The organism is Myroides sp. A21 (genome assembly GCF_000807225.1).
GTDB classification, from domain to species: domain Bacteria; phylum Bacteroidota; class Bacteroidia; order Flavobacteriales; family Flavobacteriaceae; genus Flavobacterium; species Flavobacterium odoratimimum.
Map to the genome: position 1 here is coordinate 469,459 of NZ_CP010327.1, position 26,566 is coordinate 496,024.

Here is a 26,566-nt window from a genome sequence, read left to right on the forward strand (position 1 = left end):
ACCTAAAGTGACAACTAACACATATGGAGTGTTGTCCTATAGCTAACTTCTTTATAATACTATCCATATAAAAGTCTATTCTCTCAGAATATAGCAAAGAAAAAGTATAATGTCTTACATTATCAATATTGATGAACGAGACATAACCACTTCTTGTAATTTATCTTCTTTAAAAAAAGAATATTATAATAGATGAAGTTCTCTATAATGTGTAATTATTTCATTTTTAAATAATTATTATATAAAAAATCAAATCAAAAAAGAAGAATACTAAAATACACTATTCGTAATTAAACTAAATAATCTGGTCATTCATTGTATTATTTAAAATAATTAAATAAATTTAGCAAAAAAATAACAACAATATGTTTGAAAATATAGATCCAACTATTATAACATTTTCCATTTATTTAGTGGTTGTGTTAGGAATAGGTGTAATTGCGTATTTACGCACAAAGGACTTTTCTGACTACATCTTAGGAGGACGTAGTTTTGGTCCAGTAGTAACAGCTTTATCAGCAGGAGCATCAGATATGTCTGGATGGTTACTAATGGGATTGCCAGGTGCTATTTTTGGTAAAGGTTTATCTCAGAGCTGGATTGCGATCGGTTTAATTATCGGTGCATACTACAACTGGAAGTTAGTAGCTGGTCGTCTGCGTGTACACACAGAAATCAATAATAATGCACTGACATTACCAGACTTCTTCCACAACAGATTTGGAAAAGATGGTCAATTAGTAAAAACAGTATCTGCTGTAACTATCCTAATCTTCTTCACGATATACTGTGCGTCTGGTATGGTAGCTGGTGCTAGATTATTCGAAACGCTATTCCACATGGAGTATATCAATGCGTTATATCTAGGGGCTTTAGCTACGATAGCGTATACCTTCATCGGTGGATTCTTAGCAGTAAGCTGGAGTGATACGATTCAGGCTACTTTAATGCTATTTGCGTTAATCTTGACTCCTGTGATGATTATCCTATATATGGGAGGATGGGATGCTATCACTACTTATACAAACGAAGCAGCTATTGCTACTAATATTTCGTATTCAAGCCTAACACACAATGTAAGCTTTATCGCTATTATCAGTGCTGCTGCATGGGGACTTGGGTACTTCGGACAGCCACATATCTTAGCACGCTTTATGGCTGCTGATAGCGTGAAGACAATGAAGAATGCTAGACGTATAGGAATGTCATGGATGACATTATGTCTAGGAGGAGCTGTAACGATAGGTTATCTAGGAATTAGCTACTACTATAAACATCCAGAAATAGCTAGTGTAGTAAACAAAGACAATGAAATGATCTTCATAGAGCTAATCAAACAATTATTTAACCCTTGGGTAGTAGGTGTCTTACTTTCGGCTATTCTAGCTGCAGTAATGAGTACATTAAGTGCGCAGCTATTAATGTCTTCTAGTACACTTACACAAGACTTCTACAAAGCTTACTTCAGAAGAAGTGCTAGCCAAAAAGAGCTAGTGTGGACAGGAAGGTTTGCTGTACTACTAATCTCTTTAATCGCAATCATAATCGCATACGATCCAGATAGTAAAATTCTTGCTTTGGTAGCACATGCTTGGGCTGGTTTTGGAGCTGCATTTGGTCCTGCTATCTTATTCACTCTATTCTGGAGAAAAACAACAGGTATGGGAACTTTCGCAGGAGTATTAGTAGGAGCGGTAACTGTAATCGTATGGCCTATTCTATTCGGAGATACGGTATACGAAATCATTCCAGGATTCTTATTTAGTTCGATTGCGATCTACTTAGTATCTAACTATGGAAAACAAGCGTCTACTGAAATGATAGAGAAGTTTGACACTGCTGATGCTTTATATCACAAAGAAAAGTAATTAGATAAAATATATTTATTACAACCTAAACTCTAGGTATATAACACGGTGAAAAATGTTATATACCTAGAGTTTTTTGTTTATCCCAGAATCAGCAATAGGCAGATAAACGAAAAGTAATTATACAAGATAGGTCTGAATTAGCGATTTCAGCATACTATAGTATGGTTATAGAGCTAATGAAAGAGCTATGAAGTAGAATTGCTTTGTAGTATTTGGCTAATGTTGATTCTGGGTTTATATGAACAACATAAGATTAACATTGTACAAGAAAATGTAAACCAATAACTTTGCACCTCATAAAAACGATAATACGTGTCTAAATTTAATTCACACCCTATATACAATACTCAGTTTATACTAGTATGTTTAAGTTCTTTACTATTCTCTGCCAGTTTTAATATGCTTATACCTGAGCTACCTGATTACCTATCAGGACTAGGAGGAGCAGAATACAAAGGGCTAATCATCGGTCTATTTACAATCACTGCAGGTATCTCTAGACCCTTTAGTGGTAAACTAACAGATAAGATAGGTCGTGTGCCTATCATGGCTATTGGGTCGATAGTATGTTTTGTGTGTAGTTTATTATACCCTATTCTTACTACAGTATCCGGCTTTTTATTCTTGCGATTATTACACGGATTCTCTACAGGGTTCAAGCCAACAGCTACAGCAGCCTATGTAGCTGATATCGTACCTAGAGAGCGATGGGGTGAAGCATTAGGACTACACGGCATTAGCTTTAGTACAGGTATGGCTATAGGCCCAGCCATCGGTAGTACCATAAAGATGTACACCTCTATAGACTTTCTATTCTATACTTCATCTGCTTTTGCTCTACTTTCTATTGTGATCTTGATGAATATGAAAGAGACCTTACAAGTCAAAGAAAAATTCTCTTTTAAATTACTAAAAATATCAGGCAAGGACATCTTTGACTTAGGGGTATTCCCTGCAGCCTTTGTGACTTTTATGTCTTACATCGCTTATGGAGTTATTCTTACGCTAATCCCTGACTGGACAGGACACTTAGGCTTAGAGAATAAAGGGATCTTCTTTATGATCTTTACTATTTCTTCTCTACTAGTAAGATTTGTCGCTGGTAAAGTATCTGACAAATATGGACGTGTCTTAATCATCAATATTGGATTAATACTTCTGATTATCTCTCTAGCTATTATAGCATTCTACAAATCTACTAATGGGCTATACCTAGGTGCATTTATATACGGTATCTCTTTAGGTATCTTATCTCCAGCATTAAATGCCTGGACGATAGACTTCAGTCAACCTGATCAAAGAGGGCGTGCTGTATCTACTATGTACATCGCTCTAGAGGCTGGTGTCGGTGGAGGTGCTTTCTTAGCAGGGTGGTATTATAAAGATAATATCACTAATATCCCTACCATTATGTATGCTAGTGCAGTAGTTATTATCTTGAGTTTAGTCTATATGATGTTTAGAAAACAACTTTCCTTCACAAGTAAGGAATAAGGAAATACTACTTCTTTAAGATTAATTTGACTTGGTGCTGTAATATAGGTATAACCTCTTGTTCAAACCATCTATTCTTTGCTTTCCAGATATTATTTCTCGGAGAAGGATGAGGTAATGGAAAATAAGTAGGTAGATATTTATGGAAGTTATTTACATTCTCTGTCAATGAATCATTAGTCTTTAAATAATAATCTTGTGCGTATTTTCCGATTAACAAAATAAGCTTCACAGAAGTTAATTGGTCTAACAACTGAGCATGCCATGTGGGAGCACATATTTTCTTAGGAGGTAAGTCACCATTCTTTCCTTTGCCTGGATAACAAAACCCCATAGGAATAATAGAGAAGTTAGCCGTATCGTAGAACTCCTCTTCTGTCACTCCTAGCCATTGACGCAGTTGTTCGCCACTTTTATCTTTAAAAGGAATACCTGATAGATGTACTTTTAATCCAGGTGCTTGACCTATAATAATGATTTTAGACTGTACACTAGATAATACCACAGGATTCGCTCCTAGAGGTAGTTCTTCTTCACATATCTTACAAGCCCTAATATCACTTAATAACTCATCAAAACGATCCATACCTTCTTCTATTTATTGTTTTATTAAATATCGATGTGGGGTAATACCTGCGTGCTTTTTAAAAAACTCTATAAACGCACTATCTGACGAAAACTCCAATACATCTGCTACCTCTGAGATAGTCATATCCTCAGCCAACAACTCCAGAGAGCGGTAATACTTCCATTGCAATCGCCAATCTTGATAGACCATGCCTGTTTCTTTCTTAAAGATACGAGAAATCGTCTTCTCGCTAGCCCCTACCTCTTGGGTTAACTCCTTGAGAAATGGAGGAACTCTTTTCTCTATAATAAACTGTCGAATAATATCTTTTAGTCTCGTATCTTCGGGTATCTTCAGGTGATAATCTTCTATATGGGCTGCGTTTAATTCATTGCTAAACACATTAACTATAGCGAGCTGCTCATCAGTATAAGCCTTCCAATCCCAAAAACATATTCGTTCTATTAACTGCTCTAATAGAGGGTTGACCTCTAACACCTTGATTGTATCTGCTGTCCACAACTGCTCTTTTACTGTAAAATAAATAGAACGATAAGCAACTACATTTCTAAAGAACACGCGATGAGATAACCTTGCAGGTATAATCAACATACGTGTAGGTGGTAGAATCACCTGCATATCATTAGTCAGTAAGGTCATACATCCACTAGGTGCATAGAGAAGTTGCTGGTGCTCATTATGCCGATGAAAACCAGAATCATGCTGAACTAAATCAGATGCTAAACCTATAACTGGTAAGTCTATTTGTTCTGGGTGAAACTCTTGTTCTGAATACAGATATGCCATTTGTCCTTAAACTGGTATTTAATGAGTTTATAGTATTATAAAGGTACTACAAATTCTAAAGACCTTTGTCAAAAATTAAAAACAATGAAGACAAAAAACAGTTTAGCGCTAATGATTGTACTGATGATGTTTCCTCAATTCGTTGAGACCATCTACAGTCCTGCCTTAACGCATTTAGCTAAAGCATTTGATGTAACGAAGGAGACTACATTGCTAACGATAAGTATATACTTTATAGCCTTTGCACTTGGTGTCATCTTTTGGGGAATACTAAGTGATTATATCGGTAGAAGAAAAGCGATGCTAAGCGGGCTAATAACGTATACTCTTGCTTCTGTGTTAGCCTTGCTTGCTACTAATTTTGAAACAATACTTATCGCAAGGTTTATTGCTGCCTTTGGTATAGCTGTAGGATCAGTGATTACACAAACGATGATGAGAGACAGTTATACTGGAGTAGAACTAGCTAAAGTATTTTCTATCATGGGGATCGCCTTATCAGTAAGCCCTGTTATAGGATTACTAATGGGAGGAATTCTATCTAATCAATTTGGCTATTGGGGAGTATTCACAGTACTAGCTACCTTATCTATACTGTTAGTCAGTACATCCTTCTTCTCCTTAAAAGAGACAAAACAACATACTGACAAGATCACCTTAGATAAAATAATAGCCTTAGCTAAGACAATGTACACTGACTCTCTATTGTGGAAATATGCTTTGTTAGTCATGGCTTACAATGTCCTTCTATTTAGTTATTACTCATTTGCTCCTTTTATATTTGAACAAGAAGGATTAAGCCCAACAGTATATGGATATAGTGGTATTGTACTAGCAGTAGGTTCTTTTATAGGAAGCTCTCTAAACAAAAAATTACTAGAGAGAGGATATTTACCTATTGCCTTAATGAAGATTGCGGCAACTATAGCTATTGTGAATGCTTTAGTATTAATTCTAATAGGGAATACGCTTTACTTTCTAATCCCGATGGTATTTATTGTAACTGCATTCGGGATAGCGATTCCTAATATCCTTAGTCAAGCCTTACTACAATACAAATCGTCCATAGGTACAGCTAGTGCTTTGTTCGGATTATTGTATTATATCTTGATTGGTACAGGTTTATACATTAGTAGTACTATGCCTAATATCACTGTCGTAATGATTAGTTTTGCTACTATAGCGATCTTAGTTTCATTACTTATTAAAAGCAAAAAGGCGACTTTATAGCCTTGCTATAAAGTCGTCTTTCACTTTCTTAATTCTTCTTGACATACCCCATTCCTCTAGAGACAGGCCATACTTCTTTAAAACCATAATGCTCATATAACTTATAAGCTTCACCATCTGCTATTAAGTTTACATAGCATGACTCAGGTAGATTATCATTAATAAATTCTGTCAATGTAGTCATTACTAACTTACCTAACCCTTGTCCTTGGTACTCTGGTAATACACAAATATCCACTACCTGACAATGACACCCTCCATCACCTACTAATCTTCCCATCCCTACGAACTTATCATTATTCTCTGTATCTAGTATCGACACACAGCATAGAGAATTAGCAAGACCAATCACAGCTGCCATAATTCTCTTTTCAGATAAACCACAGGTTGTACGCATATTAATATAATCCTCTGGTTCTATTATATCATAACAAATCTTATATCTCATATCTTCTTTAATCTTTTTAGATAAACAAATATATAATTGCTGTTATTCTCTTCCTAATCGTTTGATTAGAATGTGATAAATTGTAGCAATACAATGACTAAATGAATTACTCAAATGATAATCTACAAAAAAAAGGACAGTACGAATACTGTCCTCTATGATTATTTATCTTCTGATTGTTCTTCCTTCTGTTCTTTAGTTAAAAGGCTTAACTCCACTTGCTCTACTGAATTGCGATACATCTTAAGTATTTTTCCTTCGTAGTCATCAAGTCTTATAATATCTCCTACTTTAAACTCGTCATCAGGACACTCTTCACTGATTAAACCTGCAAGTGTATCATAGTGTTCACTTTCTTCAAACTTAACAGGTACTAGTCTATTAATATCAGATAAGTTATAATGTGCACTAACTACATATCTACCTTCTCCCATACTCTGTACTACAGGTTCTTCATTGTCATATTCATCTTGGATCTCTCCTACCAATTCCTCTAGAATATCTTCCATAGTCACAATACCTGTAAACTCTCCTACTTCATTGGTAGCAATAGCCATCTGTAAGTGTTTTGCTTGGAATTGTTTTAATACATTTTTAATAAGTGCATTCTCAGAGATATAAATAGGTTCACGTAGTAATGAAGCTAGATCTGTGTTACTCTTATCTTGAATCATTGCTTTCATCAAGTCTTTTGTATAAATAACACCTTTAATATTATCTAAATTATCTTCATACACTGGAAAACGAGAATATCCTTCATTGATTGCATAATCGATAGCCTCTATTACACTTGTATTAATCTCGATAGCTGAGACATTTTTACGTAGGCTTTGAATATTATTTACACGTCTGTCATCAAAGTCGAATACATTCTGAATCAGAACACGCTCTGTTTCTTCAATAGCTCCTCCTTCTTGACTCTCAGTAATAATCATCTTAAGCTCTTCTTCTGTATGAATATCAGCTCCGTGAATTGGGCTAATACCTACAATACGCAATATACCATTAGCTAAACCGTTCATCAACCAAATAATAGGTCTAAATACGAAATAGAATATACGCAATGGAAGTGCTATAGTAAATGTCGTCTTCGTTGGGAAGTGAATAGCTAGTGATTTAGGTGCTAATTCACCAAAAACAATATGTAATATTGTGATAATAGCAAAGGCTACAGGAAATGAAACACTCTTAGCTACACCATACCATTCAGGTCCAGTGAAACCAAAGATTTCAAACAAATACATAATAACAGGTGTTAATGAGCTTTCTCCAACCCATCCTAACCCTAGTGAAGCAAGGGTAATACCTAATTGTGTAGCTGCTAAATATGCATCAAGATTAGAAACAATATTCTTAGCAATACCTGCTACTTTAGAATTTAGTTCTTGATGAACTTCTATTTGAGAAGTACGAACTTTCACAATTGCAAACTCTGCTGCAACGAAAAAACCGTTTAAGAAAACTAAAAATAAAGTAAGTAATAATTTACCTACTGAAATCTCTTCGTGTACAATGTTAGAACCAGCCAACATTGTAATGATCTGGGCGTATGTATCCATTTTAAGAATTAAAAAAAGCCAATGGTTAAATATTTTTTAATGGCTTAAGGTTTATATCATTGTGATATAAATCTCGTATCAAAATTAATAATTTAATTGACACAGTATCTATCAATATTTACTAATTTTTAAAAAATATCACAATGCTTATAAATATAGTCAACTTTGCACTAATGTTATAGTACAAATCGAAACTCACTTAACAAAATAAATGCGATTAGCTCTTTTTTTACATCTTTTACATCGAGTCTTTATCAAAATGAAAAGGCAAGATATTTACTAACGAAGGAGAGTAACACACTTTACCTTCTGCTCCCATAAAGAACATTTCTATAGCAGAGTCTTGTTTTGTCTCATATTCCAAAATACTTTGTCTACACGCTCCACATGGAGGAATTGGAGTACTCGTAACTTTTAAATCTGATGATGCAGAAATAGCTATCTTCAAGATTCTCTGATCTGGATAATTAGCCCCTACATAGAATATAGCAGTACGTTCAGCGCATAATCCTGATGGGAAAGCTGCATTCTCTTGATTAGATCCCACTACGATAGTTCCGTCTTCTAATAAGATAGCTGCACCTACTCTAAACTTAGAATAAGGAGCATAAGCCTTCTTTCTCACTTCTACAGCCCTATTCATTAACTCTTGATCTTTTTGTTCTAATTCTGCTATTGAATCATATTCTAAGAACGTTGTTACGATTTCAATTTTTTTCATAATCCTTGACTATTAGAGATAAAAAATCCAAACGCATCTTATTGGGGATGGTTTGGATTCAATACAAATATACTATTTTTTTTAACCTCTTCGATAAGTTTTTCTACCTAAATCGAATGTTAATGAGAATCGCAATGTATTCTCCATTGGGTTATTTATTTTTGATGTTGAAAATAAATACGATAGGTCTATAGCCATCATATTATATTTAAAACCTGCTCCTAAAGTTGCATACTGTCTAGCTCCTTTTTCTGGACTTTCGTGGAAGTATCCTGTTCTAAAAGCAAATTTATTGTCATACCAATATTCTGCTCCTAGAGACCACGCTACTTCTTTCAGTTCTTCACTAAATCCATTAGGCGCATCTCCAAATGATTTAAACACTCCTTTAAGCCATCCAGTATCATTATACTCGATTAACGCTTCTGGATCATTTCTATATTCTGGTGGTGTCGGAACTAATAACTTATTAAGTTCTCCTGAGATAGTTAATGTATTCTGTTGATCAATAATAAAATCAAAACTACCTCCTAACTTTAAGTTAGCAGGAAGAAAAGATCCATACTGTTCATCTTCATACTTTATCTTAGGTCCTAAGTTTTGAATATTAAACCCAGCTCTCCATCTACCATCGAAAGTACTAAATCTAATTACATCTGATTCATAGAAACCTGCTATATCTACAGCTACTTGACTCGCCATAGAGTTAGATCCATCTAATTCTGGCATTCTAAGATTAGAGTTGATGAAACGTCCGACTACTGCCATACCAAAACGATCACTTAATTTCAATGAATAAGAAATATCAACAGCGAACTCATTAGGCTTTTTTATGATTGAACTTGATTGATAACTATCTCTAAACTCCATTTCACCCATTCCAAAATAACGTAAACTTGCTCCAATAGCACTACGTTCATTGAACTTATTAAAATAGGTTAATTGACCTAAAGCCATATCGCTACTAATTTTAGACATATAAGGACTATAGTTTACAGAAAAACCTTGTGCTTGTGTAGCAAATGCATACTTCGCGGCATTGTGTTGTTGAGAAAACACATCACTAGAAGTCGCAACCCCGATATCCCCCATCCCTGATGATCTCGCATCTCCAGATATTAATAAGAAAGGTACTCCAGTAGTTATAGGTCTTACTACTTTCTGAGCGTATATAAACTGCCCCGCTAAAACAGTAAGAAATAAGGCTGTAACTTTTTTCATCTTTATTTTTTTAAGATTCACAAATATAATCTTTTTAACATTACTAAAATCTGACTCTAGCTATTATTATAACTTATAAAAACAACAATTATTATTTTGATCTTCATTATAAACGAAATATATACCTTACTCTACAAGAAACTTTGACCATCAACATTTTAATTCTTTTTCACGTATCTTATACAAAGTAAACTTAATACTATTTTTACTCAAACTAAGGGCTATTCCTTGTATAATTCAAAGATATTCACCCCCATTTTTATACTATTAAAAGAATCTACTTCTAATTTTTGGTATTAATCTTATTACAGTACATTTTTGCATTATAATTACTTAATTAAACATAGAAACAAAAGCAAATTCACAAGAGAGAACAAGCAATCTTCTCCTTATATTGTCAATTATTTTGTATGGCATTTAAGTAATTCGAACTACATTTGCACTGCGTATAAAGTATGACTTTATACAAAACAATTATTTTTTTGTTAAGCAATACAAAATACTTTTAGACGTTATAAGTGTAATTGCTTATTAAAAAATAAAAATTATTGATACTTTTTCGATTAAATGAAAGTATTCACATTGCTAATTAAACGTTAATTATTAAATTGCGTACAATTTTATATCCATTTATAACGAGATGAAGATTAAAGAACTTTTAAACTTTCGACTACTGGCAGGTATATTAGTTGCTGCTAGTATTACGAGTTGTGGAAATTCAAACAGCAACGTATCAACGGCTACTGGTTGGAAAATCAATGATAGTAAAGGTGGTTTTCAATACAACACCAAATACGAACAACGTACTCCTAAAGGAATGGTTGCTGTAGAAGGAGGTACATTTACAATGGGACGTATACAAGAGGATATCCTTGCTGATTGGAATAACAATCCTAAAGAAATGTACGTACAATCGTTTTATATGGATGAAACAGAAACTACCAATATCATGTATAATGAATACTTATATTGGTTGCGTACTGTATATCCTCAAAACAATGAATTATATCAAGAGATTTATAAAAGTGCTATTCCTGATACGACAGTATGGAGAGGTCCTTCTGGGTTCAACGAATCACTTATCACTAGCTACTTAAGACACCCTGCTTATGCTAACTATCCTGTAGTGGGTGTTACTTGGGTACAAGCAAATGATTATGCTAAATGGAGAACTGATCGTGTTAACGAATTAGCACTAGAAAAAGCAGGTTATTTAAAGAAAGATGCTAAAATTCTTGAAGCAGGATCTGATGCTCACTTTAGCACAGATACTTACCTTATCTCTCCAGAATCTGTTTATGGAGGGAATAGCGATATCGCTTATAAAGGAAAAGGAAACAAAGCACAAGAAGGTGATCGCAACTTATACGCTACTCAAAACTCTGGTTTGTTTACCTCACAGTTTAGACTTCCTACAGAAGCTGAATGGGAATACGCTGCTATAGGATTAGTAGGTAACAGAGAGTACAACAACTATAAAGGACGTAAAAAATATCCTTGGGATAAAAGCAGCAAACGCAAAAAAGGAAAACCAATCGTTCAGAACACTAAATATGCTAACTATAAACAAGGTCGTGGTGACTATGGTGGTATAGCGGGGTGGTCTACTGACAATGGTGATATCACTAATGCAGTAAAATCATACCCTCCTAATGATTTCGGTTTATACGACATGTCTGGTAACGTTGCTGAATGGGTAGCTGACGTTTATGACCCAACTATTGATCTAAACGACACTGACTTCAACTTCTATAAAGGAAATGTTTACTATAAAAACAAAATAGGTGCTGATGGTAAAATCGAAATTACAACAAATGAAACTGTGAAGTTTGATACATTAAGCACTGGTAAATTAAGAGTTCGCAATCTACCTGGACAAATTGCTCAAGAAGAATTAGACCCTTCTATATTTGATGACAATATCCAGACAGGTTTAGGTGGTAAAATAAAAGGAGAAGGTCCTAAACCAATTAAAAAAGTTACTCTTTACGATGAGAAATCTCGTGTTATAAAAGGAGGTTCATGGAAAGATAGAGCATATTGGTTAGACCCTGCTACGAGAAGATTCTTCCCAGAAGACCAAGCTACAGATTATATTGGATTCAGATTAGCAATGACTAAAGTAGGTCCTAAATCAGATAAGCGAAAAACGAAGAATTAACATATTTTAAAATATTCTTTTTTCAAAAGCCCTAATTGTATTAGGGCTTTTTTTTATACTTTTGATTCATGGATATTACTGAAATTTACCAATGTTTTTTACAGTGTGATGGTGTATCTACTGATACTAGAAACATACATCCTAACTCTCTTTTTTTCGCATTAAAAGGAGATAACTTTGATGCTAACGAGTTTGCTCAAGACGCACTTAATAAAGGGGCTGCCTTTGTGATTATGGACAATAAAAAGCTGATTACTGATCCAGCTAAAATGCTTTATGTACCAGATGCCTTAGGAGCTTTACAACAGTTAGCTAAACACCATAGACAACAACTAGGCTTACCTATTATAGCGCTAACAGGTAGTAATGGAAAGACTACTTCTAAAGAACTTATCGCTACAGTACTAAGCAAAAAATATAAAGTAACAGCTACTAAAGGAAACCTAAACAACCATATTGGTGTTCCGCTTACATTACTTTCACTTACAGAAGAGACAGACTTAGGTATTATAGAAATGGGGGCTAACCACAAACAAGAAATAGCTTTCTTATGTGAATTAGCTGATCCTGACTTCGGGTACATTACTAACTTTGGAAAAGCACATTTAGATGGCTTTGGTGGGTTTGAAGGTGTTATTAAGGCTAAAAGTGAATTATACGACTATTTAGAAGATAACTATAAAACAGCTTTTGTCAACTTAGATGACCCTAGACAAGATGCAAAAACAATGACCTTCAGCCGTTATACTTTTGGTACAGATTCCTCTGCTGATATCGTTATTGAACAATTAGAAGCTCAACCTAACGCTACAGTATACTATAAAGGAGAGGTAATTAACTCTAACCTTACAGGAATCTATAACGCGACTAATATAGCTGCTGCATTAACTATCGGTCAATTCTTCAATGTGGATTTAAACGATATTAAAGAAGCCATAGAACACTATATCCCTACTAATAATAGATCACAGTGGATTACTAAAGATAACTCTATGATCTTATTAGATGCTTATAATGCTAATCCTAGCAGTATGGACGCTGTATTGACTAACTTTGATCAACTAAATGATCAACGCGATAAAGTATTCGTCTTAGGAGATATGCTTGAGCTAGGAAAAGAAGGTTATAAAGAGCACAAAGATATCGTGACTAGATTAAGTGATGTTAAAAATAAAACAGCATACTTTATAGGAAGAGAGTTCTTTAAAGCATCTATTAATGTCACACAAGAAGACATACACTTCTTCGAAACGTTTGACTTGTTTAAACAACATATTCTTGACCATTCTAACGAAGTATTTAAGAATAAGCTAATCTTGATTAAAGGATCAAGAGGGATAGCACTAGAAAGAACCTTAGACTTAATATAACAAAAAAGAGCTTAAATAATTATTTAAGCTCTTTTTTATTTATCTTCTTGGCTATCGATTTCCAATCTTGTAATTAACGGGAAGTGATCCGAATTTTTAAACTCTGGATAAGTCTTAAATGACTTGACATGAATACGAGGATCTACGAACACATAGTCAATACGCATCGGATAAGCGAAGTCATACGTCTTACCAAATCCTGTCCCCCCTTCTACGAATGCATCATTTAGATTCCCTCTAATATTCCTATACACATACGAGAATGCACTATTATTCATATCTCCACAGATAATCTTAGGGATAGACACATCATTCATATGAGATTCTATTAACTCGGATTGCATCTGCTGTTCTTTAAATGCCTTTGCTATACGATTAACGATTAGCTTAGACTTAGCCTCATCAATACTCTCGTGGATATCAGGGCTAATACTGATAGATTGTAAGTGAATACTATACACTCTTATTGTATCTTGATCTTTTAGAATATCTGCAAAAATCACATTGTTATTAGAACTAGGTAAGTTAATCTCTCCCTTATCTATAATTCTAAACTTAGAATAAATAGCCTGTCCCGTTTTTATCTTATTACCATGTGAGGTAATAAACTTATAAGGATATTGGCTGAACTTTATATTTGTATTCTTAGAATATTCTTGAAAGCACAATACATCAGGATCATGTAGATCTACAAACTCTTTAATCTTATCAGGAACATGCTCATCTGGGATCCAATTAAACAAGTTAAAAAGACGAACATTATAACTCATTAAAGTGAACTCCTTTTCTCCGACCTCCTCATTTCTACCTGAGAACTTATAAAACTTATTAGCAAAAGTAATCCCAAGTATTAGAATTAAAGAAGACAACCATATTTGCCTTTTTAATTGAATTAACCAATAGATAAAGAACGCTAGATTAATAATCAAAAAGAAAGGTAATATTAGCGTAAATACAGATAATAAAGGAAATAACTTAGGTGCTAAAAAAGGCAAAAAATACCCTACTAATGACATAATCGCCATTAATATATTAGTCCCAAATACAAACTTGTTAAACCAAGATAGGTTCTTCATATTTTACTCTTTTCCAGCTCTAAACAGAAAGTCTTTCTCTTCTTTAGTAAGGCTTTCATATCCAGATTTACTGATTTTATCTAATATTTTATCTATTTTCTGTTGTCTCTCATCCTTGTTTTCACTGACTGTTGTTTCTCGGCGATTCTCTTTATTATTTACATATACCTTCTTAAAACGAGTTCCTTGATTTCGTTTAAATAGGTTACTTATTTTATCAAAGATAATGCTTAAATCGGTTCCTGCCTCTAACATTTTAATATAGATCAGTCCCATTAGCGCACCACCTAAGTGAGCCAGATGCCCTCCTACATTACTTGTATTCAACTGGATAACATCTAAAATAATGATAAAAGTAGCAATATGCCACATCTTTACATTTCCGATTAAAGCTAATCGCACTTGCATCATAGGAGCATGCACTGCCACTCCTACTAATGGAGCTATAGTAGCTGCTGAGGCTCCTACTAGTATAGACCCTGTCGACATAAACATTCCACCTAGCAAGAAGATCACACCACCTAATAAAGCACCTAATAGATACAAAGTTAAAAACTGCTTGTCTGTAAAAAAAGTAGCAAATAATCTTCCTACAAAAAACAAGACAATCATATTAAAAAGAAGGTGAATCACTCCTGCATGTACGAATGAATACGTCAATAACGTCCATGGCTTATACAATAGTGACATAGGGTTACTCCCAAGAGCTAACCAAGATAATAAACTAGCGCTAAAGGAAGAAAAGAATACTTGCAACAACATAATGATTACTGAAATACCTACATTCCAGTAAATCAACTTTTGCACAATACCACCAGCTCTATACTGGAACTTCAAATCATCTAATAGCTTACTCATTATCTATCCCAACGGTTATTGTTAAACTGTGTCTTCTTATAATACATCATTAATAAATACCCCATCAATGCTCCCCCTATATGAGCGAAGTGAGCGATACCTCCACCTCCACCGAATAGACTGAAGCTACCTGCAACACCTCCGTATAAATCTATCAATAAAATACCTGGTACAAAATATTTAGCTTTAATAGGCACAGGAATAAACATCATCATTAACTCTGCATTAGGGAACATAAACGCAAAGGCCACTAACAACCCATACACAGCACCTGATGCCCCTACTACAGGCGTATTATATGCAGATAGAAAATTATGTAACTGACCATCTCCTAGTATACCTCCCCATCTTAGATCATACTTTCCTTCTTTTAATAGCGCCATTACATCACTAGCATTATACCCATTATCTGTAAGAGTAGACACAGCAGAATGAACACTAAAATAATTCACTCCTGTATGTAATAGAGCCGCTCCAAATCCACATAGCAAGTAAAAAGTAAGAAACTTCTTACCTCCCCACATCATCTCTAACGTACTACCAAAAGAAAACAAAGCAAACATATTAAACAGAATATGCATGATACTCCCATGCATAAACATATGAGTTAAAGGTTGCCAAACATAGAATGATGGACTTTCAAAATAATACATTGCGAATAACTCTTTGATCGCTGGTATAAACATACTAGCTCCGAAGAAGATTACATTCACTATAATTAAATGCTTTACTGTCTCTGATATTCTCATTATAATGCGAATTTTTTTTCTATATCCTCTACTTTCATCGTTACAAAAGTAGGTTTCATAAAAGGTGATACACTTGGTTCTTGACAAGCGAATAATGAGTTCACAATATTCTCTTGTTCTTCATCATTTAGCACAGTTCCTGTCTTCACAGATAAACTATGTGCTAATGATTTGGCAATGCGGTCACTTTGTCCCATTGCTGTCTTAGGTACTCCATCTTGGAAGTCACTAATCAAATCTTCTAATACGATAGAAGCCTCACTCTCTGATATATTAACAGGCAATCCTGAGATAACCACATAATCTTGTGTCATGTGTTCAAACCCAAAACCAGTCTGTTGTAACATCGGGTATAACTCTCTTAGTATTTCTACCTCATAAGGAGAGTAATACAATGTCAATGGAAATAATAACTGTTGAGAAGAGGCTGTATGATTCTGTATACTCTCCATAAACTTCTCATACAATATACGCTGATGCGCTCTCCCCTGATCGATGATTACCATTCCTGACTTTATCGGACTGACAATGTACTTTCTATTAATCTGGAAGCGTTTCACTCCCGTGATTTCCTCTTGTTTATTTTCGAACAGATTCCCTGTCACAAAATCACTCTCTAATTTTATGCCAGACACATCTAGATCTTCCCCAGAAGAACGAAGTCCTTCATAGAGATTCTCCCATCCTTCTATATTACTCTTAGAAGACAAGGCTCCTTTAGAGAATGAGGATGACGAACTCTTCTTCACAGAAGGTTTATTAAACTTAGATTCTATAACATCTGGTTCTTTATTTACTTTAGATCCCAGTGTGATTTCCTCTTCATATCTATCCTCTACAGTATTATTTCCTTTGCTCTCTAGTACTTCACCTAGATCATCAGTATAACTTAAAGGGCTATGATTACTTTTACTCTCTAACGTCTCACCTAAAGAAATATTTTCTTCCGTATTACTTTTACTTTCTAGGACATCTATAAAGCGGTTATTCTCTATATCATTCCCCTTATTCGTCACCTTATCCCCGAACGGATTCATGGATACATACGTCTCATTATTCTCCAGATCATCTATAAAGCGAGTGTTCTCTATACTACTATCCGTAGCTCCGATAAACATAGCCGCATTATTATCAAATGGATTATATTCAAACTTATCTGACTCTGTAAGTAGCTCTCTGTGAAAAGGGTTAAAGTTTCTATCTACTTCTATAGTAGGAGTTGATGCTTCTTTTCCCTCGAAGTCATACGGAGTATCTAAACTAGCATCTCTCTGAAAATCTAATACCGGCGCTACATTAAACTGTCCAAGACTATGCTTAATGATAGAGCGAAGAATACTGTATAAGGCCTGTTCATCGTCGAACTTTACCTCAGTCTTCGTTGGATGTATATTGATATCTATACTATCTGGTGGTACATTAAAGTAAATGAAATAGCTAGGATGTGTTCCTTCTTTTAAAAGTCCTTCATAAGCCGCCATAATAGCATGGTGTAAATAACCACTTTTAACAAAGCGATCATTCACAAAGAAGAATTGCTCTCCTCTACTCTTTTTAGCAAACTCAGGTTTCCCCACAAATCCTGTTACCTCTACGATCTCTGTATTCTCTTTTATAGGTACTAACTTTTCGTTTGTTCTAGTACCGAATACATTGACTATACGCTGACGAGCATTCGTAGGCAATAGATTAAACACTTCGCTACCATTGTGTATTAAAGAGAAATGTATATTGTGATGCACTAATACGATTCTCTCAAACTCATCAATAATATTTCTAAACTCTACATTATCGGACTTTAAGAAATTGCGTCGTGCGGGTATATTAAAAAATAAATTCTTTACTGAAAATGAAGTCCCTGCAGGAGTAACAGCTACTTCCTGACTCACTAGTTTAGTCCCTTCTATAACGATATGGGTACCTAGCTCAGCCTCATGTGTACGAGTCTTTAACTCCACGTGAGCAATCGCTGCGATAGAAGCCAAAGCCTCTCCTCTAAATCCTTTAGTACTTAGCGCAAATAAATCCTCTGCTTTGGAAATCTTAGAAGTAGCATGACGCTCGAATGACATACGTGCATCGACATCACTCATACCCTTTCCATTATCAATAACCTGTATTAAAGTTTTACCAGCTTCTTTTAGAATCAACTTAATCTCTGTAGCTCCAGCATCGACAGAGTTCTCTATCAATTCCTTAACCACAGACGAAGGGCGTTGTACTACTTCCCCTGCTGCTATCTGATTCGCTACGTGATCTGGTAGTAAACGAATAATATCTGACATCTATTTGCTCCTCTATTATTAATCTAATTGTTTAGATAAATTCCACTTAAAGGACAAATTTAAAGAATTAAAAATTCCTTTACTATTTCTCTATTGTAATTTATTTCTAAAATATAGAGGACACTTTCTGAATTATAGAATTAAACACTACTCACCTCATCCTATGACAACCTTTTTTTAAATACTTATCTAGTAAATAACATTGCTGATAAGCTCTAGAATAATTATGATGATAGTACTTCCACTCCCGTTATCATTCTGAGCGTACGAAGAATCTCATCCTACACATCCCCTCCCCTTGTCATTCTGAGCCTGCGAAGAATCCCATCCTAAAGCTGATGTAGTTGCTCCCTATTCTCCTATGCCCTAGGCATACATTCTTAATTATTAATTACTAATTCTTAATTCCCCCCTTACCTTATTCTTAGAGGAGAATGCTCTGAGAATAAAAGGAGCATCCTTGGATAAACACGCGCTCTCCTCCACTAAATACGGAGTATTGTCCATGTATTGTCGAAGGATCTTAGCAGAACCCCCTATTTATAAGGGTTGAAAGCCTATTCAAGTAAAACACAAATCTGACCCAAAAACAAATAAACAACTACAAATCAATCACTTAATAAAAACACAAGACTAAAAAAAAGCATATACTTTTTTTAATTTAAAACCCAAAAAGAAGGGAAATAGAGGGTAAAGAGTAAAAAAGTAGGATTAGTTCTCTTTAAACCCCTAAAAAAGGTGCTGAAATAGATCCATTTTTTAAAAAAGAAGAAAGATTATTTTAGAAAAGAAAAAATATAAAGAAAAGGGGTACTCACTAAACAGTATTAATAGTCTGACATCCCCTCTTACAGAAAAATATAAAACAAAAAAAGAGGATTTCTATTGCTAGAAATCCTCTATCTTATATCCTATAAATAGATTGTGCTTACGCTTTTCTATTTAAATCTATCATTTTTAAAGCTGCGATAGCTGCTTCTGTACCTTTATTTCCGTGTTCTCCACCACTACGAGCAATAGATTGTTCGATATGGTTATCTGTCAGTAGACAGAAGATCACAGGAATATCAGAGATTAAGTTAAGGTCTTTAATACCATGTGTCACTCCTTCGCATACGAAGTCGAAATGCATCGTCTCTCCCTTAATCACACACCCTACTACAATAACTGCATCTAAGGTCTCATCTACTTCTATCATTTTTTTTGCTCCGAAAATTAATTCAAAGCTACCTGGTACATTCCAGCGAACTATGTTTTCAGCTAATAGACCACAGTCTAATAAGGCTGCTTCTGCACCAGAATACAATCCATTAGTGATTTGGTCATTCCATTCTGAAACTACGATACCTACTCTAAAATCTTTCCCGTCAGGAAGTGTAGTTTTATCGTATTCAGATAAGTTTTTATTTGCTGTTGCCATACTTATTGTGCTAAACCTATCAAGGCATCTACTCCTCTGTATTCTACAGAACCTTGGTAGTTATTTTTAATCTCGTTGAAGCTCTTAAGCGCTTCTTCTTTTTTACCTAATTCTAAAGCAACTAAACCTGCTTTATTTAAATATCTAGGTGTAGTAAAATCGTTCTTCTGCTTAGCAGCTGCTTTTTGATAATACTCTAAAGCTTGCTCTTGTTGCCCTAATTCAGAGAAAGCATCTCCAATAGCTCCTAAAGCTAATGGTGCTAATACTGCATCATTTCCTTTGAATTTCTCTAAATGCTCGATTGCTTTAGGGAAATCACCTTTATGTAAATATGCTGTACCCGCATAGTAGTTTGCTAAATCTGCAGACTGTGTACCACCGTAATTTTCTATAATTCCTAAGAATCCTAGTTTACCTTCTCCACCATTAAGTGCTAAGTTAAATAAAGAGTCTTTAGCAGTACCATTCATTAAAGCATCGTTATAATAACTCTGTGCCTGAAACATTTCGTTCGCAGCGTCATCATTTTTTGGCTCAACAACAAATTTGTCATAACCAACATACCCCAAAGTAGCCAAAGCAACAGCACCTACGATACCAAAAATTACTTTTTGATTGCGCACTACCCAGCTTTCCATTCTATTTGCTCCTTGATCTAAAGAGTTAAATACCTCAGCTGTCTTACTGTTAGATGAATCAATATTGTTATATTGTTCAAACTCATTATCTTCTTTTTCTTGTTCAGGTTTAGGGGCTTTATAACCTCTTTTATTATAAGTTGCCATTTATACAAAGTTTAATGAGTCGCAAAAATAGGATTTTTATTGTAATATAAAAGTGCTTTCTATCTATATTTTTGATAATTTGCACCAAAATTTGATAAAGCACTCTCTAAAACGTTAAAATAACCAGTAACCACGTGTATTTAAAAAAATTAAACATATTAAATTTCAAGAATATTAGCGATAATACTTTCTCTTTTGACCAGAAAATAAACTGTTTTATTGGGTTAAACGGAGTTGGTAAAACCAATATCTTAGATGCTATATATTATATGGCTTACGGGAAGAGTTACTTCAACCCTATAGCTGTACAGAATATCAAACACAACGAAGATTTTTTTGTAATCGATGGTACATTCATTAGAGATGAAAAGGAAGAGCACATCGTATGTAGCCTAAAAAAAGGACAGAAAAAAATCCTAAAGAGAAACAATAAAAACTACGAACGATTCTCTGATCACTTTGGCTTTATTCCCCTAGTGATTATCTCTCCTTCTGACAGCGACTTAATTACAGAAGGAAGTGAGACTAGACGTAAGTTTATCGATAGTGTGATCTCTCAGATGGATGGCAACTATCTACAACTGCTTATACAATACCAGAAGCTAATCAGTCAGCGTAATGCGCTTCTTAAGAGCTTCGTTCAGAATCACTATTTCGACGGAGAGACGTTGGCAGTCTATAATGAGCAGATTGCAGAATTGGCACACCCTATTCACGAGAAAAGAAGAGATTTCATCAAAGAATTCACTCCTATATTCTCTCATTATCACAGTCTGATCACAGAGAATAAAGATGATGTATCTCTAGAATATGAGACGCAGTTAGATGATAAATCTATGCTAGACCTATTCGCAGAGAATCTTGCCAAAGACCGTATGCTACAGTACACCTCTGTCGGGATACATAAAGATGACTTGGCATTCGAACTGACAGGACATCCTATTAAAAAGTTTGGTTCACAAGGACAGCAAAAGTCATTCTTAATCGCATTAAAATTGGCTCAATTTGAGTTTTTAAAAACACAGCGAGGCGTAGCTCCTATCCTCTTATTTGACGATATCTTTGACAAATTAGACGAGAATAGAGTCCGCAAGATTTTAGAGCTAGTTAATTTAGATACCTTTGGTCAACTCTTTATTTCGGATACACACGCTGATCGAACAGAAAGCTTGTTAAATAGTGTAAACCAAGGTTACGAGATTTTTAAAATTCAACAAAACGAAGAATAAACTAATAATACCCCTAAGACAATGAATATTCACGAGAATGTATCGCTAAAACCATATAATACGTTTGGATTAGATGTAATGGCTAAATATTTTATTGAAATAAAACAGATAAATGATCTAAAAGAAATAGTCAAGGCTAATAAAAGTGACAAGCTATTCATCTTAGGAGGAGGTAGTAATATGCTACTAACACAAGACATCAATAAGATTGTCATCAAGCTAGATCTAAAAGGAATCAATATCATCAATGAGGATAACGACTATGTATATGTAGAGGCTGAGGCTGGAGAGAATTGGCATGAGTTCGTCCTATGGTGTATCGAGCACAACTATGGAGGTGTGGAGAACTTATCTCTTATACCAGGTAATGTAGGGACTACGCCTATCCAAAATATTGGTGCTTATGGAGTAGAGATTAAAGATGTGCTACACAGCTGTAAGGCTCTTAATATGGAGACATTACAAGTGGTTGACTTCACGAATGCTGAATGTGAGTTTGACTATAGAGAAAGTGTGTTTAAAAATGCGCTAAAGAATCAATACATCATTCTATCTGCAACGTATAAACTAACTAAACAAAATCACAATCTAAAGGTAGAATACGGCGCTATAAAAAGTCAATTAGACGCTGATAACATTACTGCTCCTAGTATTAGAGATATTAGTAATGCTGTGATCTCTATCAGACAGAGTAAGCTGCCTGATCCTAAAGAAATCGGTAATAGTGGTAGCTTCTTTAAAAACCCTATCGTAGACAGAGACACCTTCGAGAGACTGCACAGAGTATACCCTAGCATGCCTCATTATGTCATCAATGAACAGGAGGTAAAAATACCTGCAGGATGGCTAATCGAGACCAGTGGCTTTAAGGGATACCGACTAGGTGATGCTGGTGTACATGAGAAGCAAGCTCTAGTGCTAGTTAATTACGGAAAAGCAGAAGGAGGACAAATCAAGAAATTAGCAGAGACTGTACAGCGAGAAGTTTTTAAGCTATTTGGCATTTCTATTCATGCAGAAGTTAATATCTTTTAAAAATGTATTTAGCTTGTTTAAAATACTTTTATAAGTAAATATATACACCTACTTGGGGTGAATTACTACATATTTTCTTTTAGTTAATTATATCTATCTAAAAAAATATAATACAGTAGTAACCTAAAAGGTGTGTAATCAAAATATATAAACTATTTTTAAACAGGCTTCTATATTCTTTTAACAGATTAATCGTACATTTGCAGACCTTACGGGAATAGATATTCACTATGCTAACACTTTTATTTTACATTTTCATTGCTGTTATAGTTATAGAAATATTACAGTATATTATCATCTATGGACCACTAGCTATGTCTAGTAGCCTTCCGACTAAACGATACGCTGATCTAGAACCTATCTCTGTCATTGCTTATGTAAAAGATCAACAGGAGAAGTTAGAAAACTTCCTTTCTGTACTTATACAACAAGACTATCCTGAGTATGAAGTAATACTAGTCTATAGTGCGTCTGATGACGAAAGCTTAGAAATATTAGAAAAATTCTGTTTGACTTACCCTAACACTAGACTAGTCAATGTAGAAAATATCGAGGCCTTCTGGGGCAATAAGAAGTACGCTTTAACTCTAGGGATGAAGGTAGCTAAGTATGAGCGCTTCATCTTTACAGAACCTGCTGTCACTCCTATATCAGATAAATGGTTATTAGCGATAAGCAAAGGATTCTCTTCTACTAAGAAAGTAATACTAGGACATACTAAAATCGAAAAAAAGAAAAGGTCTTTTATCAATCAATTAATCCGTTTCCAAAATACGTATAAGACAATAAACCTATTCTCATGGGTATCTTATGGTAGACCTATCCACGGCAATGCTTATAATCAAGGATATAATAAAGAGTTGTTCTTTAAAGTAAACGGGTTTATAGACCATATGAAAACTCCTTATGGAGATGAGTATGCCTTCATCAATCAAATAGGGACTAGTAGTAATACAACAACTGCACATGACCGCGACAGCTTCGTATGCTTACAAGTGGAGAGCAAGACTAGTACATGGACAGGTAATATCAAGAAGTATGACTTACTCCTTAGAACCTCATCTATCTTTACACAATTTAAAATTAGATTCTTTAGTCTATGTCACCTTCTGTTCTTCGGGCTTTTCACTACACTGATCAGTTTTCTTTTTAACTGGGAAATTGTACTAGGGTTATTTGTATTCCGTTATTTGATTATATACATCTATAACTATAAGTTATTTAAAGTATTTGATGATAAAGATTTGGTGTGGACACTGCCATTCTTAGAAATTATTCATATTTTTATCACTACGTATTACTCAATACTACATTTTATTACACGTAAAAAAATTTGAAAAACTTAGTTCAAGAAAATATCCTAGCAGCTCAAAAGGGAGACCAGATAGCGTTTACCTTCTTGCTAAACCATTATTGGTCTGAAGTATATAACTTTATGCTTAAAAGAACAGCAAACGAAGTGGATGCTGAAGATATTACTATTGAAACTTTTTCGAAGGCATTTACCAATATCAGTAAGTACGATCCTACTTATGCCTTTAATACTTGGCTGATCAGCATTGCTAAAAATGTGCATATCGATATGATCAGAAAGCGCAAGAATATGTCTTTCTTAGATATCAATGACGAGGAGAATCAACAGTATCACGATATCATAGATGATACAATGAACAAAGAAGATGAACTGATACAAGAACAGAATCTAGTGATCTTTAAAAGTTATATCAACTTACTTAAACCTCATTATCAAGAGGTAATAGATATGCGCTTCTTCCAAGAAATGTCTTATAACGAAATCGCAGAAGCCTTAAATGAGCCTTTAAACAATGTCAAGGTAAAAATTATGCGTGCTAAAAAACTATTAGCAGAGATTATCCTTAAACAGATAGATCAAAACTTCTCTATCTAATCTTCACAAACTATAATACCTTATAATTAAGTATAAATTTTCGTTTCTAATAATCACAGTACGCGAAGTGACTTTAAAAATATTAGTATTATTTTTATTTACCACCCTTTATTTCACACGCAAGATTAGCAATATACTTCTATAATATCCAGCTATTTAGCCAAAATACTTCCAATCTTATAATTATTTTATAACGAGTAAAAAAAGTTCATTCAATTTTTAAAAACTGATATTTATCACAATAAAAGACAATAAGGTCTTTTATCTTTGATATACAAAAATGAACAAAAGAACACAGTTATGAATACAAAGGTACAAACACTAAAAACCAAACTTGGAGTACTACTATTATCTCTAGGTTTACTAACAATCGGAGGCTGTCAACAGAAGGACAAGACTCCTACAAAGATGACTCCAGAAATGGCTGAACAAATAGTAGTCAAAGGAGAAGCTGAAGCTGAACTAACTGCACCTCCCCTAGTACCTAAACCTGTAGGAAAAAGGGATGCAACGAAACTAATTGTTAATCTAGAGATTTTAGAACAAGAAGGTGAAATGGTAGATGGGGTAAAATACATGTATTGGACCTTCGGTGGTACCGTACCTGGTAGCTTTATCCGTACCCGTGTAGGTGATGAAGTAGAGTTCACACTTAAAAATCACCCAGATAATAAGCTTCCTCACAATATTGACCTTCACGCTGTGACAGGTCCTGGAGGTGGAGCTGCATCATCACTAGTAGCGCCTGGACACGAGGTAACGTTCTCTTTTAAAACACTACATCCTGGTCTATATGTATACCACTGTGCTACTGCTCCTGTAGGGATGCATATCGCTAATGGGATGTATGGTCTAATCTTAGTAGAGCCTGAAGGTGGACTACCTCCTGTAGACAAAGAGTACTATGTGATGCAAGGGGACTTCTATACAAAAGGGAACTATGGAGAGAAAGGGCTACAACCATTCGACATGAATAAAGCATTAAAAGAACAGCCTGATTATGTAGTATTCAATGGACATGTAAACGGACTAGTCAATGAAAATGCAATCACTGCTAAAGTAGGAGAAACAGTAAGGTTATACGTAGGTAATGGTGGACCTAACTTAGTGAGTTCTTTCCACGTAATCGGAGAGATCTTCGATAGAGTACATGTAGAAGGTGCTGATCTAATCAACGAAAACGTACAGACTACACTTATACCAGCAGGAGGTGCGGCGATAGTAGAATTTAAAGTAAATACACCTGGTACATTTGTATTAGTAGACCACTCTATCTTTAGAGCCTTTAATAAAGGAGCACTGGGAATGCTGAAAGTAGAAGGAGACGAAAACCAGAAAGTATTTGCAGGTAAAATAAAAGAAGGAATATACTTACCTGAAGGAGGTACTATACAAAATATGCCTAAAGAACCAGCTAAAAAAGAGGTAATAGAAAACAAAACGCTTGCACAACAAATAGCTGATGGTAAGAGTGTGTTTACTAGAACATGTTTTGCTTGTCACCAATCTGAAGGACAGGGTATAGAGAAAATATTCCCTCCTCTAGCGAAATCTGATTACTTAAATGCAGATGTGAATAGAGCGATAAAAACAGTTATAAACGGACTACAAGGAGAGATTACAGTTAACAAGGTAAAATATAACTCTATCATGACAAGTCAAAACTTAAGTGACCAAGAGATAGCTGACGTATTGACTTATGTGTACAATAGTTGGGGAAATAATAAAACTGTAGTGAGCCCTCAAATGGTTCAAAAAAATAGATAA

The 26,566-nt window shown here is 34.6% G+C and carries 22 protein-coding genes; 10 read left to right on the forward strand and 12 right to left on the reverse strand.

Annotated elements, in window-relative coordinates; genetic code table 11:
* Positions 1–365 precede the first annotated feature (365 nt).
* Positions 366–1,868 (forward strand): sodium/proline symporter PutP, encoded by a 1,503-nt coding sequence (gene putP / locus MYRA21_RS02195; protein ID WP_006260266.1) that lies wholly within the window; start codon positions 366–368, stop codon positions 1,866–1,868.
* Between the two features lie 315 nt (positions 1,869–2,183).
* Positions 2,184–3,365 (forward strand): MFS transporter, encoded by a 1,182-nt coding sequence (locus MYRA21_RS02200; protein ID WP_006260267.1) that lies wholly within the window; start codon positions 2,184–2,186, stop codon positions 3,363–3,365.
* A gap of 7 nt (positions 3,366–3,372) precedes the next feature.
* On the opposite strand, the gene MYRA21_RS02205 is transcribed toward MYRA21_RS02200, so the two are convergent.
* Positions 3,373–3,951, reverse strand: a complete 579-nt coding sequence (locus tag MYRA21_RS02205) for a uracil-DNA glycosylase family protein (protein WP_006260268.1) — start codon at positions 3,949–3,951, stop codon at positions 3,373–3,375.
* Positions 3,952–3,963: 12 nt separating this feature from the next.
* A complete protein-coding gene (locus MYRA21_RS02210; RefSeq protein ID WP_006260269.1) occupies positions 3,964–4,740 on the reverse strand; it encodes a helix-turn-helix transcriptional regulator in 777 nt (258 codons plus the stop codon).
* A gap of 84 nt (positions 4,741–4,824) precedes the next feature.
* Here MYRA21_RS02210 and MYRA21_RS02215 point away from each other — a divergent pair, with 84 nt between their 5' ends.
* A complete protein-coding gene (locus MYRA21_RS02215; RefSeq protein ID WP_006260270.1) occupies positions 4,825–5,970 on the forward strand; it encodes a multidrug effflux MFS transporter in 1,146 nt (381 codons plus the stop codon).
* Between the two features lie 28 nt (positions 5,971–5,998).
* On the opposite strand, the gene MYRA21_RS02220 is transcribed toward MYRA21_RS02215, so the two are convergent.
* The 4 genes from MYRA21_RS02220 to porV all read right to left on the reverse strand — a co-directional run bounded on the left by MYRA21_RS02220 (position 5,999) and on the right by porV (position 9,919).
* Positions 5,999–6,418, reverse strand: coding sequence for a GNAT family N-acetyltransferase (locus MYRA21_RS02220; RefSeq protein WP_006260271.1), 420 nt, complete (start codon positions 6,416–6,418; stop codon positions 5,999–6,001).
* A gap of 161 nt (positions 6,419–6,579) precedes the next feature.
* Positions 6,580–7,977 (reverse strand): hemolysin family protein, encoded by a 1,398-nt coding sequence (locus tag MYRA21_RS02225; protein WP_006260272.1) that lies wholly within the window; start codon positions 7,975–7,977, stop codon positions 6,580–6,582.
* Positions 7,978–8,215: 238 nt separating this feature from the next.
* A complete protein-coding gene (locus tag MYRA21_RS02230; protein ID WP_006260273.1) occupies positions 8,216–8,698 on the reverse strand; it encodes a cytidine deaminase in 483 nt (160 codons plus the stop codon).
* Between the two features lie 81 nt (positions 8,699–8,779).
* On the reverse strand, positions 8,780–9,919 hold the full coding sequence (porV, locus tag MYRA21_RS02235) for a type IX secretion system outer membrane channel protein PorV (protein WP_006260274.1): 1,140 nt from the start codon (positions 9,917–9,919) through the stop codon (positions 8,780–8,782).
* 640 nt (positions 9,920–10,559) lie between these two features.
* On the opposite strand from porV, the gene gldJ reads away from it, so the two are divergent.
* Positions 10,560–12,080 (forward strand): gliding motility lipoprotein GldJ, encoded by a 1,521-nt coding sequence (gldJ, locus tag MYRA21_RS02240; RefSeq protein ID WP_006260275.1) that lies wholly within the window; start codon positions 10,560–10,562, stop codon positions 12,078–12,080.
* Positions 12,081–12,148: 68 nt separating this feature from the next.
* Entirely contained in the window at positions 12,149–13,450 is a 1,302-nt protein-coding gene (gene murF / locus MYRA21_RS02245) for a UDP-N-acetylmuramoyl-tripeptide--D-alanyl-D-alanine ligase (protein ID WP_006260276.1), read from the forward strand.
* 35 nt (positions 13,451–13,485) lie between these two features.
* On the opposite strand, the gene MYRA21_RS02250 is transcribed toward murF, so the two are convergent.
* The 6 genes from MYRA21_RS02250 to MYRA21_RS02275 form a co-directional block, all read right to left on the reverse strand.
* Positions 13,486–14,526: an endonuclease/exonuclease/phosphatase family protein gene (locus tag MYRA21_RS02250; protein ID WP_006260277.1), complete on the reverse strand. Its 1,041-nt coding sequence runs from the start codon at positions 14,524–14,526 to the stop codon at positions 13,486–13,488.
* A gap of 3 nt (positions 14,527–14,529) precedes the next feature.
* Complete coding sequence (locus tag MYRA21_RS02255) at positions 14,530–15,384, reverse strand: rhomboid family intramembrane serine protease (RefSeq protein WP_006260278.1); 855 nt, start codon at positions 15,382–15,384, stop codon at positions 14,530–14,532.
* The gene (locus tag MYRA21_RS02260) at positions 15,384–16,133 is read right to left on the reverse strand and encodes a rhomboid family intramembrane serine protease (protein WP_006260279.1); all 750 of its coding nucleotides are present in this window, start codon (positions 16,131–16,133) and stop codon (positions 15,384–15,386) included. Before MYRA21_RS02260 ends, MYRA21_RS02255 begins: the two co-directional genes overlap by 1 nt.
* Entirely contained in the window at positions 16,133–18,418 is a 2,286-nt protein-coding gene (gene mutL, locus MYRA21_RS02265) for a DNA mismatch repair endonuclease MutL (protein ID WP_006260283.1), read from the reverse strand. The genes MYRA21_RS02260 and mutL overlap by 1 nt, the downstream gene beginning before the upstream one ends.
* Positions 18,419–19,346: 928 nt before the next feature.
* The gene (ribH, locus tag MYRA21_RS02270; RefSeq protein WP_006260284.1) at positions 19,347–19,838 is read right to left on the reverse strand and encodes a 6,7-dimethyl-8-ribityllumazine synthase; all 492 of its coding nucleotides are present in this window, start codon (positions 19,836–19,838) and stop codon (positions 19,347–19,349) included.
* A 2-nt stretch (positions 19,839–19,840) separates the two neighbouring features.
* Positions 19,841–20,626, reverse strand: coding sequence for a YfgM family protein (locus tag MYRA21_RS02275; protein WP_006260285.1), 786 nt, complete (start codon positions 20,624–20,626; stop codon positions 19,841–19,843).
* Positions 20,627–20,760: 134 nt separating this feature from the next.
* Between MYRA21_RS02275 and MYRA21_RS02280 the strand changes: the two genes are divergently transcribed.
* The 5 genes from MYRA21_RS02280 to nirK all read left to right on the forward strand — a co-directional run bounded on the left by MYRA21_RS02280 (position 20,761) and on the right by nirK (position 26,566).
* Positions 20,761–21,855 carry a DNA replication/repair protein RecF gene (locus tag MYRA21_RS02280; protein ID WP_006260286.1) on the forward strand — a complete coding sequence of 365 codons (1,095 nt, stop codon included), beginning with the start codon at positions 20,761–20,763 and terminating at the stop codon, positions 21,853–21,855.
* A 21-nt stretch (positions 21,856–21,876) separates the two neighbouring features.
* The gene (gene murB / locus MYRA21_RS02285; RefSeq protein ID WP_006260287.1) at positions 21,877–22,890 is read left to right on the forward strand and encodes a UDP-N-acetylmuramate dehydrogenase; all 1,014 of its coding nucleotides are present in this window, start codon (positions 21,877–21,879) and stop codon (positions 22,888–22,890) included.
* 230 nt (positions 22,891–23,120) lie between these two features.
* On the forward strand, positions 23,121–24,227 hold the full coding sequence (locus tag MYRA21_RS02290) for a glycosyltransferase family 2 protein (protein WP_006260288.1): 1,107 nt from the start codon (positions 23,121–23,123) through the stop codon (positions 24,225–24,227).
* Positions 24,224–24,799 carry an RNA polymerase sigma factor gene (locus MYRA21_RS02295; protein ID WP_006262003.1) on the forward strand — a complete coding sequence of 192 codons (576 nt, stop codon included), beginning with the start codon at positions 24,224–24,226 and terminating at the stop codon, positions 24,797–24,799. Before MYRA21_RS02290 ends, MYRA21_RS02295 begins: the two co-directional genes overlap by 4 nt.
* 267 nt (positions 24,800–25,066) lie before the next feature.
* The gene (nirK, locus tag MYRA21_RS02300; RefSeq protein ID WP_006260290.1) at positions 25,067–26,566 is read left to right on the forward strand and encodes a copper-containing nitrite reductase; all 1,500 of its coding nucleotides are present in this window, start codon (positions 25,067–25,069) and stop codon (positions 26,564–26,566) included.